Origin of the sequence: Piscinibacter gummiphilus (genome assembly GCF_032681285.1) — a bacterium.
Classification (GTDB): domain Bacteria; phylum Pseudomonadota; class Gammaproteobacteria; order Burkholderiales; family Burkholderiaceae_C; genus Rhizobacter; species Rhizobacter gummiphilus_A.
This window is the reverse complement of sequence record NZ_CP136336.1, coordinates 1,925,166-1,939,917: the sequence shown is the minus strand read 5'-3', so window position 1 is coordinate 1,939,917 and position 14,752 is coordinate 1,925,166. Positions and strand designations below refer to the sequence as shown.

General features: G+C 66.9%; 17 protein-coding genes. 11 read left to right on the top strand and 6 right to left on the bottom strand.

The genetic code is table 11. From position 1 onward, the window contains the following. The first annotated feature begins 2 nt into the window (after positions 1-2). Positions 3-1,217, top strand: coding sequence for an efflux RND transporter periplasmic adaptor subunit (locus tag RXV79_RS09210; RefSeq protein ID WP_316703135.1), 1,215 nt, complete (start codon positions 3-5; stop codon positions 1,215-1,217). Positions 1,218-1,302: 85 nt separating this feature from the next. Here the strand turns inward: RXV79_RS09210 and RXV79_RS09205 are convergent, their stop codons facing one another. Beyond that, positions 1,303-2,670 carry an MBL fold metallo-hydrolase gene (locus RXV79_RS09205; RefSeq protein ID WP_316703134.1) on the bottom strand — a complete coding sequence of 456 codons (1,368 nt, stop codon included), beginning with the start codon at positions 2,668-2,670 and terminating at the stop codon, positions 1,303-1,305. Between the two features lie 120 nt (positions 2,671-2,790). On the opposite strand from RXV79_RS09205, the gene RXV79_RS09200 reads away from it, so the two are divergent. Both RXV79_RS09200 and RXV79_RS09195 read left to right on the top strand, forming a co-directional pair. Further along, the gene (locus tag RXV79_RS09200; protein WP_316703133.1) at positions 2,791-3,102 is read left to right on the top strand and encodes an LPXTG cell wall anchor domain-containing protein; all 312 of its coding nucleotides are present in this window, start codon (positions 2,791-2,793) and stop codon (positions 3,100-3,102) included. 13 nt (positions 3,103-3,115) lie between these two features. Continuing rightward, positions 3,116-3,571 carry a MerR family transcriptional regulator gene (locus tag RXV79_RS09195; protein WP_316703132.1) on the top strand — a complete coding sequence of 152 codons (456 nt, stop codon included), beginning with the start codon at positions 3,116-3,118 and terminating at the stop codon, positions 3,569-3,571. Positions 3,572-3,579: 8 nt separating this feature from the next. Here the strand turns inward: RXV79_RS09195 and RXV79_RS09190 are convergent, their stop codons facing one another. Continuing rightward, positions 3,580-3,807, bottom strand: a complete 228-nt coding sequence (locus tag RXV79_RS09190; protein ID WP_316703131.1) for a hypothetical protein — start codon at positions 3,805-3,807, stop codon at positions 3,580-3,582. A gap of 75 nt (positions 3,808-3,882) precedes the next feature. On the opposite strand from RXV79_RS09190, the gene RXV79_RS09185 reads away from it, so the two are divergent. From RXV79_RS09185 to RXV79_RS09160, 6 genes are all read left to right on the top strand, one after another. After that, complete coding sequence (locus RXV79_RS09185; RefSeq protein ID WP_413816672.1) at positions 3,883-4,593, top strand: SOS response-associated peptidase; 711 nt, start codon at positions 3,883-3,885, stop codon at positions 4,591-4,593. A 48-nt stretch (positions 4,594-4,641) separates the two neighbouring features. Next, entirely contained in the window at positions 4,642-5,541 is a 900-nt protein-coding gene (locus tag RXV79_RS09180; RefSeq protein WP_316703129.1) for a YihY/virulence factor BrkB family protein, read from the top strand. 108 nt (positions 5,542-5,649) lie between these two features. Beyond that, a complete protein-coding gene (locus RXV79_RS09175) occupies positions 5,650-6,309 on the top strand; it encodes a TetR/AcrR family transcriptional regulator (RefSeq protein WP_316703128.1) in 660 nt (219 codons plus the stop codon). A 139-nt stretch (positions 6,310-6,448) separates the two neighbouring features. Next, positions 6,449-6,886, top strand: a complete 438-nt coding sequence (locus tag RXV79_RS09170) for an ester cyclase (protein WP_316703127.1) — start codon at positions 6,449-6,451, stop codon at positions 6,884-6,886. Positions 6,887-6,954: 68 nt separating this feature from the next. After that, the gene (locus RXV79_RS09165; RefSeq protein WP_316703126.1) at positions 6,955-8,634 is read left to right on the top strand and encodes an AMP-binding protein; all 1,680 of its coding nucleotides are present in this window, start codon (positions 6,955-6,957) and stop codon (positions 8,632-8,634) included. Next, positions 8,634-9,176 carry a GFA family protein gene (locus RXV79_RS09160; protein ID WP_316703125.1) on the top strand — a complete coding sequence of 181 codons (543 nt, stop codon included), beginning with the start codon at positions 8,634-8,636 and terminating at the stop codon, positions 9,174-9,176. The genes RXV79_RS09165 and RXV79_RS09160 overlap by 1 nt, the downstream gene beginning before the upstream one ends. 26 nt (positions 9,177-9,202) lie before the next feature. Here RXV79_RS09160 and RXV79_RS09155 read toward each other — a convergent pair whose 3' ends face one another. The 4 genes from RXV79_RS09155 to RXV79_RS09140 form a co-directional block, all read right to left on the bottom strand. After that, entirely contained in the window at positions 9,203-9,790 is a 588-nt protein-coding gene (locus RXV79_RS09155) for a DinB family protein (protein ID WP_316703124.1), read from the bottom strand. A 12-nt stretch (positions 9,791-9,802) separates the two neighbouring features. Next, positions 9,803-10,579, bottom strand: coding sequence for an aspartate/glutamate racemase family protein (locus RXV79_RS09150; protein WP_316703123.1), 777 nt, complete (start codon positions 10,577-10,579; stop codon positions 9,803-9,805). 112 nt (positions 10,580-10,691) lie between these two features. Next, positions 10,692-11,444: a LytR/AlgR family response regulator transcription factor gene (locus RXV79_RS09145; protein ID WP_316703122.1), complete on the bottom strand. Its 753-nt coding sequence runs from the start codon at positions 11,442-11,444 to the stop codon at positions 10,692-10,694. Continuing rightward, the gene (locus tag RXV79_RS09140) at positions 11,441-12,445 is read right to left on the bottom strand and encodes a sensor histidine kinase (RefSeq protein ID WP_316703121.1); all 1,005 of its coding nucleotides are present in this window, start codon (positions 12,443-12,445) and stop codon (positions 11,441-11,443) included. Before RXV79_RS09140 ends, RXV79_RS09145 begins: the two co-directional genes overlap by 4 nt. Positions 12,446-12,868: 423 nt before the next feature. On the opposite strand from RXV79_RS09140, the gene RXV79_RS09135 reads away from it, so the two are divergent. Next, positions 12,869-13,783 (top strand): c-type cytochrome, encoded by a 915-nt coding sequence (locus RXV79_RS09135; RefSeq protein ID WP_316703120.1) that lies wholly within the window; start codon positions 12,869-12,871, stop codon positions 13,781-13,783. A 68-nt stretch (positions 13,784-13,851) separates the two neighbouring features. Then, a complete protein-coding gene (gene aac(3) / locus RXV79_RS09130) occupies positions 13,852-14,679 on the top strand; it encodes an aminoglycoside 3-N-acetyltransferase (protein ID WP_316704037.1) in 828 nt (275 codons plus the stop codon). Positions 14,680-14,752: the final 73 nt, after the last annotated feature.

The window sequence follows — 14,752 nt, the reverse complement described above, 5'->3', positions numbered from 1 at the left end:
CGATGAAACGATCGACATGGGCGGTGGCCGGCGGCGGCGCCGCAGTGGCTTTGGGGTTGGTGGTGTGGGCGTTTGCGCCGAGGCCGCTCGAGGTCGAGGTGGCGACGGTCACGCAAGCCGCTTTCAAGGCCACGATCGACGAAGACGGCAAGACGCGCGTGCGCGAGCGTTACGTGGTGGCTGCACCCCTCGCCGGGCAGCTGCTTCGCATGCGCCTGCGCGAAGGCGACCGCGTCGAAGCCGGCGCGGTGGTGGCACAAATCGTGCCCGTGCTCTCGCCCATGCTCGACGACCGCACGCAGCGCGACCTGCAGGCACGACTGGGCATTGCGCTCGCGCAGGTGCAGCGGGCACGCGCGCGGGCCGACGGTGCGCGCATCGGCCTCAAGCAGGCGCTCAGCGAAGCGGCGCGCACCGAGCAGCTGGCCACGCAGGGCTTCGTGTCGCTCACCAAGCTCGAAGTCACCCGCCTGGCCGCCGAAGCCGCGCAGAAGGAACTCGACGCCGCCCTGCAGGAGCAGCAGGTGGCGAACCACGAGGTCGAGCAGGCCGGCAACGCGCTGCGCGTGGTGCGCGGCCCGCAGCAGAACGGGCGCGCGTTCGACCTGCGCGCGCCGGTGGCCGGCCGCGTGCTGCGGGTGGCGCAAGTGAGCGAAGGTGCGGTGGCGCTGGGTGCGCCGCTCCTGGAGCTGGGCGACACCTCGCAGCAGGAGATCGTGGCCGAACTGCTGACCACCGACGCCCTGCGCATCCAGCCGGGCGCGCAGGTGCTCGTGGAGCGCTGGGGCGGCACGGGCGCACTCGATGGCACCGTGCGGCGCGTGGAGCCCGCGGGCTTCACCAAGGTCTCGGCGCTCGGCGTGGAAGAGCAGCGCGTGAAGGTGCTGATCGACATCACGAGCCCCGCAGCCCGCTGGGCAAGCCTCGGCGATGGCTACCGTGTGAGCGTGCGCGTGGTGACGCTCGCGCTCGACAAGGCGGTGCAGCTGCCGGCCAGTGCCGTCTTCCCGCTGCCGGACTCCGAAGGGCCCGGCGATGCCGACTTCGGCGTCTTCCGCCTCGACAACGGCCACGCGCGACTGCTGCGGGTGAAGGTCGGCGCGCGCAACGGCAGCATGGCCTGGGTGCCGCAAGGCGTGGACCCCGGCGCCACGGTGATCGTCTACCCACCCGCAGGCCTGAAGGACGGCGCCCGGGTCAAGGCCCGCTCGGTGTGACGCCCGCCAGGCCGCCTGTGCTGCCTCCACGTTCTGCAGCGGGGCGTACTTCACGGTGGAGGGCGGCCACCTCGCGCGCTGAGCCTTACGCCGGCGCGTCGAGGTCGACGCAATCGCGGTATTCGGGCACCGAGCACGTCCACCCCGGGCGCTCTTCGAGCGCCTGGCGCAGCGCGTCGGCGGCCACCGGCTCGCCGTGCGTCACGAACACATGGCGCGGCGCCCGCGGCAGCGCAGCGGCCCAGTCGAGCAGCTCCTTGCGGTCGGCGTGAGCCGACATCGAATCGATGCATGCCACCTCGGCACGCACCGGCACATGCTGCCCGTGGATCTTCACCGTCTCGGCGCCCGCCACCATCGCAGCGCCACGCGTGCCGGCCGCCTGGTAGCCGGCGAAGACGATGCTGTTGCGCCGGTCGGGCGCATAGGCCTTCAGGTGGTGCAGCACGCGCCCGCCCGAAGCCATGCCGCTGGCCGAGATGATCACAGCCGGCATGCGCAGGGTGTTGAGGCGCTTCGACTCGTCGACGCTGGTGACGATGCGGGTCGTGCGGCGCAGGGCTTCGCACTGCTCGGCGGTCAGCCGGTGTTCGGCATGGTGCGCCTCGTAGATGCGCGTGGCGTCGGTCGCCATCGGGCTGTTGAGGAACACCGGGATGTCGGGGATGCGGTGCTGCTCGCGCAGCAGGTGAAGCGCGTACATGAGCGCCTGCGCGCGCCCCACCGCGAACGACGGCACCACGACCACGCCGCCACGCGCGGCCGTGCGGTTGATCACGTCGGCCAGCAACTCCAGCGCATCGGTCTCGACATGGCTGCGGTCGCCGTAGGTCGACTCCATCACCAGCCAGTCGCAGGGGGTGGGCGCGTCGGGCGGAAACATCAGCAGATCGGCCTGGCGCCCGAGGTCGCCCGAGAAGAGGATGGAGCGGCCGCCCCACGCGACATGCACGCTCGCCGCACCGAGCAGGTGGCCCGCCTTGCGCAGGCTCACCTGCACGCCGGGAATGGGCTCGAAGGGCTGGCCAAGCGCCACCGTGCGCAAGGCCGCGAGCGCCCGCCGGGCCTGCTCTTCGGTGTAGAGCGGCAAGGCCGGGTGGTGCTTGGAAAAGCCGTGCCGGTTGGCGTACTCGGCTTCTTCTTCCAGCAGGCGGCCGGAATCGGGCAGCAGGAGACCGCACAGCTCGCGCGTGGCCTGGCTCGTGTACACCGGGCCTGAGAACCCGCCCTCGCAAAAGCGCGGCAGAAAGCCGCTGTGGTCGAGGTGCGCATGCGTCAGCACGACCGCATCGACCGTCGACGGGTCCACCGGCAGCGCCTCCCAGTTGCGCAGCCGCAGCTGCTTGAGACCCTGGAACAGGCCGCAGTCAATCATCAGCTTGCGGCCGCCGTGTTCGAGCAGGTACTTCGAGCCGGTCACGGTGCCGGTGCCGCCAAGGAATGTGAGCTTCATGTGCGCAGTGTGGGGCGGGTGCGGTGCGCCCGTCTGACACAGATCAACGCTTGACCCTCAAGTGGCTTGAGGTCCTACCGTGGCGGCGTGGGCGTTGTGCCCAGGCTTCGGAAACACGACATGAAATCTTGGAAAGCCGCGCTCGGCGTGGGAGCCGCTTGCGCCGCCTGCTGTGCGGTGCCACTTCTCGGAGGGGCTGCCACGCTGGCGGCAGGCTCCGCGAGCCTCGCCGCAGTGGGGTCGGCACTGCTCGCCTGCGCCGACGAGTTGCTGCCGCTGGCATTCGCCCTGCTCGGCCTGGCGGCGTTGGGTGCGGCCGCGGTGCTCTGGCGAAGGCGCAAGACGCGGCTCACCGCGCCTGCGTGTGCGCTGCCGGTCGACGAGCAGCCGGGCCGCAAGGCTTGCGCCTGCCCGCCCGGCCGTTGCGGGTGATTAGGATGGCGCGATGAACGCAAGACTCTCCATCGGCCTCGTCGCCCGCCAGACCGGCTGCACCGTGCCGACCATCCGCTACTACGAAGAGATCGGCCTGCTGCCCCCGGCCCACCGCACCGACGCAGGCCAGCGGCACTACGACGAGCGGACCATTCGCCGCCTCACGTTCATCCGCCGATGCCGCGACTTCGGCTTTTCGATCGACCAGGTGCGCGAGCTGGTCGGCCTCGTCGATCAACCCGACCGGCCTTGCGACGAGGTGCGCGACATCGCGGCCCTCCACCTCGCGCAGCTGCGCAGCCGCCTCGCCGAGCTGCAGGCCCTGGAGGCCAGCCTCAGTGCCTTCGTCTGCACCTGCGAATCGGCATGCGCCGGCGGGCCGGCGATCGACTGCACGATCCTCGAAGACCTGGGCGCGGCACACGAGGGCGCTGCTTCTGCGGCGGGCGGTTGCTGCGCGAGATAGCGCGGGGGCTAGCAGCGCCGCACCAGCTCCAACACCGCGTCCAGCGGCAGCGGCTGCGTGACCGGCTGCCAACAGGGGTTCGTCCAGCGCGTGGCCTGATCGCCCCGCATCACGTGCCGGTGGCTGTCCATCGGCCGCATGCAGTTCACGGTGTTCGGCTCGCCATGCCATAGCCCGCCGTTGGCGTTGCAGGTCCTGCAGGGGCCGTTCTGCTGAGTTCTGTTCGGGTTGCCCATGGCGCTACCCTAGCGCCGAACTGGCTCACCTCACGAGCTCCTCGGGTTTTTTTGCCGACGGGCTAGAGTTATCGGATGTGCTCGAACTACCGCCCGGTCACGCGGATGGATCGGATGCTGACGTTCTTCGGGGTGGAGATCCCGGCGAACCTGCATGAGCGCGACGTGTTCCCCCTCGGGGAAGCGCCTTTCATCCGTTTGCAGGTCGAGGGCCAGGAAGGCGGCAGGCCCGCCATGGTCGCCGAGCAAGGTGCATTTGGGCTGCGCCCCGGCCCGTGGGCCGAGGTCAAGTACGGACGCAGGACCTACAACGCGCGCAGCGAGACCGTCCATGCCCTCACCAGCTTCAAGAGGGCGTGGGCGAATGGGCAGCGCTGCATCGTTCCTGCTGAGGCGATCTATGAGCCGCGCTATTTCGGCGCGGCCGGGAAGCCTGGCAAGTCGGAGCGCTGGCGCATCGCCCAGGAGGGGGACGTGCCCATGGGCATCGCCGGCATCTATAGCCGCTGGCGCGGCGATGACGGTCGAGAGGTGTTCACGTTCGCCATGTTGACCGTGAATGCGGACGGCCACCCGGTGATGCAACTCTTTCACGAGCCGGGCGAGGAAAAGCGCATGGTCGTGGTCCTCGCGCCCGAGGACTACATGCGTTGGCTGACTTGCACGGTGGACGAGGCGCCGCAGTTCTTCAAGCTGTGGATGGGGCCGCTGAAGATCGAAGCGGCGCCGCTGGCGCGCGGCGTGAAGACTGCCCCACCGCCGCCACCGCAGGACGAGCTGTTCTAGCGCACAGGGGAACCAAGACTGGACAGCGCACATGCGCTACCGTGCAACATGCCCCTCGTTTCCGCCCCCGCCCGCCACGTCCTGGCCCATCCGGGACGCTTCCTCTTGCGGTGCGTTCGCGGGTTCCGCGCCAATCAAGGTTTGCTACTCGCTGGCGCCGTCGCCTACTACGCGCTCTTGTCGATCGTGCCGCTGTTGATCCTGATCGTCATCGCGTTGTCCCATGTCATCGACCAAGCCGACTTGCTGGTCACCATCGGCCGGTACCTCGAGTGGCTCACCCCGGGTCAGTCGCGTGCCATCGTGGCCGAACTCGCGAACTTCCTCGAACATCGTGAGTTCATTGGCTGGGTGCTGCTCGCGACCATGCTGTTCTTCAGTTCGCTCGCGTTCACGGTGCTGGAGAACGCGATGTCGGTCATCTTCCTGCACCGCGTGGCCACCCGCCGCAGGCACTTCCTCATCTCGGCGCTGCTGCCGTACGGCTACATCCTCACCTTGGGCATCGGCCTGTTGCTCGTGACCCTCGTGGCCGGGAGTCTGCAGGTCGTGGGGGAAGAGTCGATCGAACTCCTCGGGCGCGTGTGGTCGCTGAAGGGGATTTCCGGCTTGCTCCTGTACCTGCTCGGGTTCGCAGGTGAAGTGATCCTGTTGACGTCGGTGTATCTCGTCATGCCCGTGGGCCGTCTGGCATGGCGCCACGCGCTGATCGGCGCCACCACCGCCGCGTTGCTGTGGGAGGTGACGCGACACCTTCTCGTCTGGTATTTCGCCGGCCTGTCGCAGGTGAGCGTCGTCTACGGCTCGCTGACGACGGCGATCGTCGTGCTGCTGAGCCTGGAGATTGCCGCCGGTCTGCTGTTGTTCGGGGCGCAGGTCATCTCCGAGTACGAGCGCCTCGCGGATGGCGATCCACCGCCGCCATCGGCGACTTTGCATACCGACTGATCGGGGGACGCCCGCGCCTGGCGCCCCAGGAGAGATGCTTGCCACCACCACTCGATGGAGACAGTGCGGACGTTCGTATCATCTACAAGATCGAGACGAGGACAAGCCGTGGTTCAACAAGCAGATCGAAGCGCAGCCACCACCAAGGCCATCCTGGACGCTGCACGCGCGCTCTTCGCCCGCCACGGCTACGCCGAAGTCAGCATCGATCAAATCGCACAACGCGCCGGCTACGCCAAGGGCGCGTTCTATCACCACTTCAACTCGAAGCAGGAAGTGTTTGAGCAGGTGCTCGACGGCATACAGGCACAGCTTGCCGTGCTCGTTGCCAAACGTGCCCAAAGCGCCCCGGCCGCGCCCCTTCCCCTTGCCCTGGCCAGGAACATCTTCGACTACCTCGAAGGTGCGACCCACAAGAGCGTGCGCCAGATTCTGCTGATCGACGGGCCGATGGTCCTCGGATGGAAGCGGTGGCGGGAGATCGATGACAAGCACTTCGCGGACGTGGTGCGTGCAGGCGTGATCAGCCTGATGCCCGACGACGCGGGGGCGGCTCAGGTGGCGTCGGCAACGCGCCTGATGCTGGGCGCCATCACCGAAGCGGCGTTGTCCAGCGGCATGTCCGAGGATCCAGCGACGCTGATCCGAGAGCACTGCGCATCGTTCGAACTCCTGCTGACAGGGCTGCAAGGGGCAGGCGCCTCTTCGCCGAGACGGCCTCGAGCGCTGGATGCAGCGTCGAAGGGAAAGGGATCGCGGGCGTCGTAGTCGCCCGTAAGCGTCCCATCGCCTGCGCCAAGCGCCACCGCTTGGCGGTTCCGACCCAACCTTGCTTTACCGACTCAGAGTCTGGATAATACCGACTCCGGGTCGCTTTCTGCGACCTCCGTCATGACAAGGAGCAGGCGTGCAGACTCTCGATGCTTTGGAAGTTGCGGACCGGAACAGGTCCAGGTACCTGCAGGCCAAGGAGGCATTCAATCGCGGTGACCTCGACGCGTGCCTGGCCTTCTATGCCGCCGACCACCAGATCATGTCCAGGCCGAGCCCCAGGGGCAGGGATCAGATCAGAGCCTTCCTGGCCGGCTCCCGCGAGTCCTGGCCCGACATCCAGATCGTGGTCGAGCATGCCGTCGCGCAGGGTGACTGGGTGATGGGGCGAAGCCGCACGACCGCGACGCACACGGCCACTGTCTTCGGCGTGCAACCCACGAACAAGCGGATCGACACGACCTTCTGGGATCTGCATCGCTTCGACCAAGACGGCCTCATCGTCGAAACGTGGAACCTGATGGACAGCCTCGCCATCATGGGACAGCTCGGGCTGCTACCGGGGCCCAGGTGACGGGCCAAGCTTCTGCCAAGGCACAACCAGGCCGCATCGAGCGCGCCGCAGGAAAGAGGATTCTTCGGATGAACGACGACGCGCCCTGGATCGAGCAATACCCGCCTGGCGTCACCGCAACGGTGGATGTGAATCGCTATGCGTCGGTACCCGCACTGATGGAGGAGAGCTTCGCGCTACACGAAAGTGCCTGCGCCTACCTGGGCATGGGCACCAAGTTGAGCTTTGGCGAGCTGGGCCGACTGTCCCGCGATCTCGGCGCTTGGCTCCAGACGCAGGGGCTTCAGCGGGGCGACCGGGTCGCGCTGATGATGCCCAACGTCCTGGCCTATCCCGTGGCGACAGCTGCCGTGCTTCGCGCCGGGTTCGTGGTGGTCAACGTCAACCCGCTGTACACGCCACGGGAACTCGAGCATCAGCTCCGTGACAGCGGCAGCTGCGCCATCGTCATCCTGGAGAACTTCGCCGCCACGCTGCAGCAGGTCATCGACCGCGTCCCGGTGAAGCTGGTTGTCGTCGCGACGATGGGCGACCTGCAACCGCTTTGGAAGCGCACGCTCGTGAACCATGTCGTGCGGCGGGACAAGAAGCTGGTGCCGCCATGGAAGCTGCCCGGCTTCATTCCGTTCAGCCGGGCACTGAGGGAAGGCCGTCAAGCGGCCCTGCTGCCGGTCGACCTCGGGCCGAGCGACCTGGCAGTCCTCCAGTACACCGGCGGAACAACCGGCGTCAGCAAGGGGGCGATGCTGCTTCACGGCACGATCATCGCCAACCTGCTGACCAGCGAGGCATGGATGCAGCCCGGCCTGAAGCGCCGCAACATCACCGGTCAGCTGACGATCGTCTGTGCGCTCCCGCTGTATCACGTGTTCGCATTCATCACCTGCGGCCTGCTTGGCTTGCGAACGGGTGCGTGCAACCTGTTGATCGCCAACCCGCGCGACTTGACGAAGACCATCGAGACGCTCAAGCCACACCGGCTTCACATCTTCCCGGGAGTCAACACGCTGTTCAACGGACTGCTGCAGCAGCCCACGTTCCGCACACTGTACTTCAGCGAACTCGTGATCACCAACGGCGGCGGCACCGCAGTCCAGGAAGTCGTCGCGAGTCGCTGGCTGCAAGCGACGGGCTGCCCGATCGTCGAAGGCTACGGTCTCACCGAAACCTGTTCGGGCGTCACCTGCAACCCGACGGACATGGTCGCGTTCACCGGGACCGTGGGTCTGCCTCTGCCGAACGTCGCCATCCGACTGATCGATGAACAGGGTCGAAGCGTCCCGACTGGAGCCGCCGGAGAGATTGCAATCAAGGGACCGCAGGTGATGGCTGGTTACTGGCAGCGCCCCGACGAGACGGCGCAGGCCATGACGCACGATGGCTACCTCAAGACCGGCGACATCGGGACCATGGACGAGCGAGGCTTCATCCGCATCGTGGATCGCAAGAAAGACATGATCCTCGTCAGTGGATTCAACGTGTTTCCAACCGAAATCGAGGGCGTGGTGTCGAGTCACCCGGGCGTGCTGGAGTGCGCAGCGGTGGGCGTTCCGGACGAGAAGACGGGCGAAGCGGTGAAGCTCTTCGTGGTGCGCAAGGACCCTGCCCTCGCGGAGCGCCAACTGGCGGCTTTCTGCGCCGAGCAGCTCACCGCGTACAAGCGGCCCAAAGTGATCGTGTTCAAAGACGAACTGCCGAAGTCCAACGTGGGCAAGATACTCCGCCGCGAACTGCGGGAGCGAGCCTGATGCCCCGGCTCGCCCCGCCCACCTGGCCGGTTCCTTCCGACCTCACGGCGTCATGCTCTTGCGGCAGTGTGAAGCTGCGAGTACACGGCACCCCGATTGCAGGTGTCGTCTGCTACTGCGACGATTGCCAGGAGGGATCGCGGCAGATCGAAGCCTTGCCGAACGCAGCGCCAGTGCTGGAGCCCGACGGCGGGACGCCCTACATCCTGTACCGAAAGGATCGCGTTCGCTGGTCTGCCGGCGCTGAGCTGTTGAAGGGCTGCAAGATCAGAGGAGAGTCAGCGTCGAGCAGGATGGTGGCGAGCTGCTGCAACTCAGCCATGTACATGAAATTCAACGACGGTCGTCATTGGGTACCGATCTACCAAGCCAGGTTCTCGACTCCGGCTCCGCCGCTTGAGATGCTGATCTGCACGAAGTTCAGGCAGGCGAGCCATGAGTTCGCGCGTGACCTGCCCAGCTATCCGGGCTACCCGCTGAAGTTCATGGCCAAGCTCATCGCGGCCTGGATTCCGATGCTCCTCAGCCGACGAAACACGTGAGTGCCCTGACCTCCCCGGGGTAGCGATCAGTTCGGGCCGACGCGATCGGCGGGTTGACCGGCGCCATTGTTCGTGGTCGCGTAGAGAAATCGCGCGAAGCCGATCTCCGCTGCATTCTTGGTCAGTTCAATGTTCACCCACGCAACCACGTCTGCGAAGGGCCGGTTTTCGATTGGCCACTTCGTCCTCTCGGACGAGGTGAGGTCGTTTTCGGACAGTCCTTCAACCTTTTCCCTCCACATCGTGTGCAGGCGCCGGATCTCGGCGCATGCGGCTTCTGCATTGCCTGGCCATGCAACCTCTGCCCGGTCAAGTGTTGATGGGCCAAAAGAGTGGTCCATCGTCATGGACCACCAGAACATCACATGCCAGGTTGTCCAGGCAATGCTTGGAGGACCAAGGCTGTACCCCTCGTGGCTCGGCCAGTCGGCCACCCACACGCCTGCCGGCGTTAGTTGGACATGCGGGCCGCAAGGCGCGGGGCGCCAATGACACTCCTTCGAGCTGAGGTCCATCAAGTGGTGACTCATCAGTGCCCATGCGATGTCAAGCTGACGAAGCAGCAACCCAAGGCGACGTTGACTTGTTGAGTTCATGACAGAGAAGAAGTCCAAGGGCATCCTGGGTCACGATGAACCGAGGCTGGAAGGAGCTGATGCACGATCTGCTTCAGTGTCGCCCGATGGCGACAGCCAGCCCACGCGCGGCAATGGGTCGTCCCGCAACGCGACCTCCACCGCGTATGCCGCGAGCAGACGAGTGGAATCGAGCACGGGGAGCGGCGAGTTGCCGTCGTTGATGATGAGTGGGATTTCCGTACAGCCCAGGATGACGCACTCTGCCCCGCTTCTCTTCAGACCCTCGATGGCTTTGATGAACAGGTCGGTGGTCGCCGGCTCGAAGCGCGAGTTGCAGAGCTCCTCGAAGATTGCGGCATTCAGTGGCTCTTGCTCGCTCTCCGATGGCACCAGCATCTGCACGCCGTGTCGTTCAAGGGCTCTGCGGTAGACAGATCCGGTCATGGTCCAGCGGGTACCGAGCAAGCCCACACGAGACCAACCTTTGCGGCGAATCTCCTCCGCGACGACGTGCGCGATGTGAAGGCCGGGGAGTGAGAGTTGAGCGATCACTTGCTCCAGCACGATGTGCGCCGTGTTATCCGGGCAGACAAAAAAGTCCGCCCCTGATCGCGCCACCATGTCCACGCCCTGCCGAAGGTGCGGCACGATGTCTTCGTACTTGTCGCTCCACCATGCCGGCATGCTCAGAGCCATTGGAATCGCGCTGAGCGCGATCGTGGGATGCATGTGATCGCCAAGAGCGGCTGCGCCGTAGCGACACGCGGAAACGAAGCAGAGGCCGGCGCCTTCTGCACTGTGAGCGACGACACCGATTGTCTTCATGCTGCTTCCTCATCCGCTCTGCCTGGCACGTCTAGATCCGCCGCGTCGAGTCGATCACCTGCAAAGCCATGATGCCCAGCACGACGACTCTCCCAGCGCTCGCTCGGCCCATTCAACGTGCGAAGTTGCGAATCTCGCTCGCCCGACTTCGGCTCACCGGGACCCGCCCGCCGTCGTTCATCAAGACCGTCATCCTCGTGTCGTCACCCAGTTCGATGCGGTCCACATGGTCGAGGTTGACGATGTGAGACCGGTGGACGCGCAGGAACGGCGGCGAAGGCAGCCTGGCCGCGAGATCCGTGATGCGCATGTCCACCAGGTGCACGCGCTGGCCCACGTGCAGCGCGGCGTAGTCGCTCTGCGCTTCCACCCGCAACACATCTGCGACCGGTACCGGGCGGATCGATCGTGCGTCGCGCACGAACACGCGCTCCAGCCGTGGCACCCCCGTGGCGCCGAGCGCGGACTGCGCGCGCTCGACCGCCGCGGCGCGTTCCCGCAGGTCCAGCAGGTCGGCCGCGCGACGCACCGCTTCGTCGAACCGTGTCTGGCCAAAGGGTTTCAGCAGGTAGTCGAGCGCGTGGAGTTCGAAGGCTGCGATGGCATGCTGGTCGTAGGCCGTGGTCAGGATCGGCAACGGCGGCGATGCCGCCGACCGCAAGGTTCGAAGCACCGTCAGGCCGTCCATCTCGGGCATTTCGATGTCAAGGAAAAGCAGGTCGGGTTGGAGTTCCTCCACCAGCGGGAGCGCCGCGGCACCATCGGCAGCCTGTGCCACGAGGCGCACTCGGTCTGAGCGTTCGATCATGGTCGCCAGCGCGCGGCGAGCGAGCGGTTCGTCATCGACGACGATCGCCGTCATCATGGCGCGGCCTCGCTCGGCACGCGAGAGGGAAGCGTCAGACTCACCTTGTAGCCATGGCCCGGCACCGTGTCGATCTCGAAGCGGGTCTTGGAGGCGCCAAGCGTGTGCAACTGGCGGCGGACCGCCATGAGGCCGAGTCCACCCGACGCCGCCGGCGACGGCGAGGCCGCCCCGACACCGTCGTCCTGCACCTGCAGGCTCAGCATCCCGTCGACGAGCCGTGCGGTGATGCGCAGGGTACCGCCACGGCGAAGCGGCGCGATGCCGTGGCGCACCGCGTTCTCGACCAGGGGCTGCAGCAGCAGCGGCGGAACGGTGCAGTCCAGCGCGTCGTCGTCGATGTCCTGGATGACCCGCAGACGATCCCCCAAGCGCAGGCGTTCCAGCGCGAGATAGTCGTGCACGAAGCCGATCTCGTCATCGAGCGTGACCTCGTGCTTCGGGCGCTTGCCCGCTTGGAGCACGTAACGCATCAGGCCACCGAAGCGCTCGAGCGCCTCGGCGGTGGCACCCGGGTCCTCGCGCGATAGCTGAGTCAGCGAATGCAAGGTGTTGAACAGGAAGTGCGGGTTGAGCTGCGCACGCAGCGCCGCCAGTTCCGCCGTCTCTGCCGCGAGGCGCTGATGGTGCAGACGCCTGCGCACGTGCGCGAGGGTCGCCAGCGCCGCGTAGATCAGCAGGCCCCAGACGAACTGCCAGATCGCAGCGTCGCCGAGGTAGGCGTCGGCTTCCCCGGGGCGAAGGAAATGGACGGCCAAGGTGAATGCGGCGACCCACAGCCCCGAGAAGATGACTGCGAGAGGGCCATGCCACAGCCACGCTCCCAGGCCGTGCCGATCCAGCAAGGCGAGGGTCTGAACGTGCCAGGCCAACACGCCAAGGCCGAGGCAGGGCAGCGCAAAAGCAGCGGCGGCCACTGAGGCCTCGGGCCAGGTGAGGCCCTGAAGCCGGTACACCGGGACGAAGAGCGCGGTGAGCGCCACTGCGGCAAGCACCAGCACAGGTCTGCGCAAGGCATGGCGGTCTTCGCCTTCCCTCGGAGGGGGCTCGGTCACGGAGAGGGACATTCGCGTCATGGCTCGTCTGCACTCTACGCCCAAGACCTGGAGCGCAGGCCGCAGTTCACCGACAGAAACAGGCAGTTCGTCGAACAGCTTCGGTGCGCCGCGATCCAGGCCACCAATGGCACTGAGCCCGACATGGCTCACATGCCACTGGCCGTCGAAGCCAGCGCTTGGCCGCCAGCGCCGTGTCGTTCGCCGAATAGTGGTCGCCTGCAAAGCGGGCCTTGCCTACGGTGCTGGCGACGCACACAGCACGCCACGATCATGTTTCATCCACCGCGATGGCACCCCATCGTCTTGTCTTTCGTTTTCGCTGTTGCGGCCGGCTGTTCGTTGGCGCCACAGCGCGGCAGGGAGCCGATGACCGAGGCCAGCGCCGATCAGGGCAGCGTCGAGCGCGGGCGGTTCCTCGTTCACGGCCCCGCGCATTGCGCAACTTGCCACGCCGGTACCGCAGACGGCCCGGCCGCCAGCGCACCCCTGTCGGGCGGGCGCACGTTTGATCTGGGTCTCCTGGGGTCGTTCGTCGCCGCGAACCTGACGGGTGACGCAAGCACGGGCCTGGGCGCCTGGACCGATGCCGAGCTGTATCGCGTGCTGCGCACAGGCCGCAACCGCCAGGGCCGACCACTCGCGCCCCTGATGGACACGACCGGCATGTCGGACCAGGATCTGCTGTCGATCGTGGCCTACCTGCGCAGTGTGCCGCGCGTGCGGCATGAGACGGGAGCGTCGGAGATCGGTCTCATGGGCCGCGTGGCGCTGCATTGGGTCATCGGGACTCCTGTCCACGCGCCACCGAGCGCCAGCGATGCCTCGACGGACCACGCAGCCCTCGGTGCCTACCTCGCGAACCGGGTCGCCAACTGCCGCGGCTGCCACACCCCCAGAAGCGCCCTCACCGGACGGTTGACGGGACCGCCGTTCTCAGGAGGACTTCGACTCGAGGAAGGCGGCGCGACCTTCTCCGTGCCGGACATCACTGGAACCGGCGCGCTCCGCCAGCGCTCCGAGCAGTCTTTCATCGCGCTCTTCAGAGCCCGCGCCCAAATCCCCGGCGCTTCCCCGATGCCTTGGGATGCCTTCTCTCTCATGAGCGACGACGAGCTGTCAGCGATCTACCGCTACCTGAAGTCCCTGCCGGGAAAGGGTTCCAGCGCCTCCACCATGCGTTCACAATCCGTCCGGTCGAACCGCGCTGGCCTGTGCATCCGGGCGCCCGCACCGTCCGCCCCTTCCAACGAGTCCGAGTACTCTGGCTGCCACCGAAGATGAAGCCCGACACCTCGCGACGATCCGCCGCCGAACTCGCACCGCACACGCGGCGCGACGATCCTCCTGTCGTGATGACCCGGCGGCACCTCGTCCATCAACTGCGCGGGCTTGGCCTGCGCGCTGGCGATCTCGTGATGGTTCACGCGTCGCTGAAGGCGCTGGGGCCGGTCGAAGGCGGAGCCGCCGAGGTGGTCCGAGCGTTGATCGACGCGGTCGGGCCCGAAGGCACGCTGATGGCCTATGTCTCCTGGGACCGCTCGCCGTATGAGGAGACGCTCAACGGCACGGTCCTGAGCGAGGCCGCGCGTGCCGAGTGGCCCGCATTCGACCCCCTCACGGCAGGCACCTACCGCGGGTTCGGGCTGCTCAACGAGTTCCTGCGCAAGGCACCGGGCGCTGTCCGCAGCGCTCACCCCGACGCGTCGATGGTGGCCGTCGGCGCACGGGCACACGAGGTGATCGGCGAGCACAGGCTCGGCGACGCCTATGGCCCCGGCTCGCCCCTCGAACGCTTGGTGTCCTTCGGCGGCAAGGTGCTCACGCTCGGCGCACCGCTCGACGCGTTGACGGTGCTGCACTACGCCGAGGCGATCGCCGAGCTTGCGGACAAGCGCCGGGTGACCTACGAGGTGCCGCTGCTCGACGCCGCGGGTCGCAAGGTCTGGTGCCGCGCGGAGGAACTCGACTCCAACGGCATCCTCGACTGCTTTGCGCGCGAGGGCGAGCCCGATGCGGTCGAGACGATCGCGAAGGCCTACGTGGCCGATGGGCGTGCGCTTCGCGGCAGGGTCGGCGCTGCGCAGTGCTACCTGCTCGATGCCCAGGACCTCGTCCGCTTCGGCAAGGAATGGCTGGAAGTGCGCTTCGCCGTTCCACCACGCCCGTACAGCCCATGAGCGTCGAGACAGTCCGAGAGGACCTGGACCAGCCGCCCCTGCACCAACAGGTCGGCCACGCCGGCTCTATCAT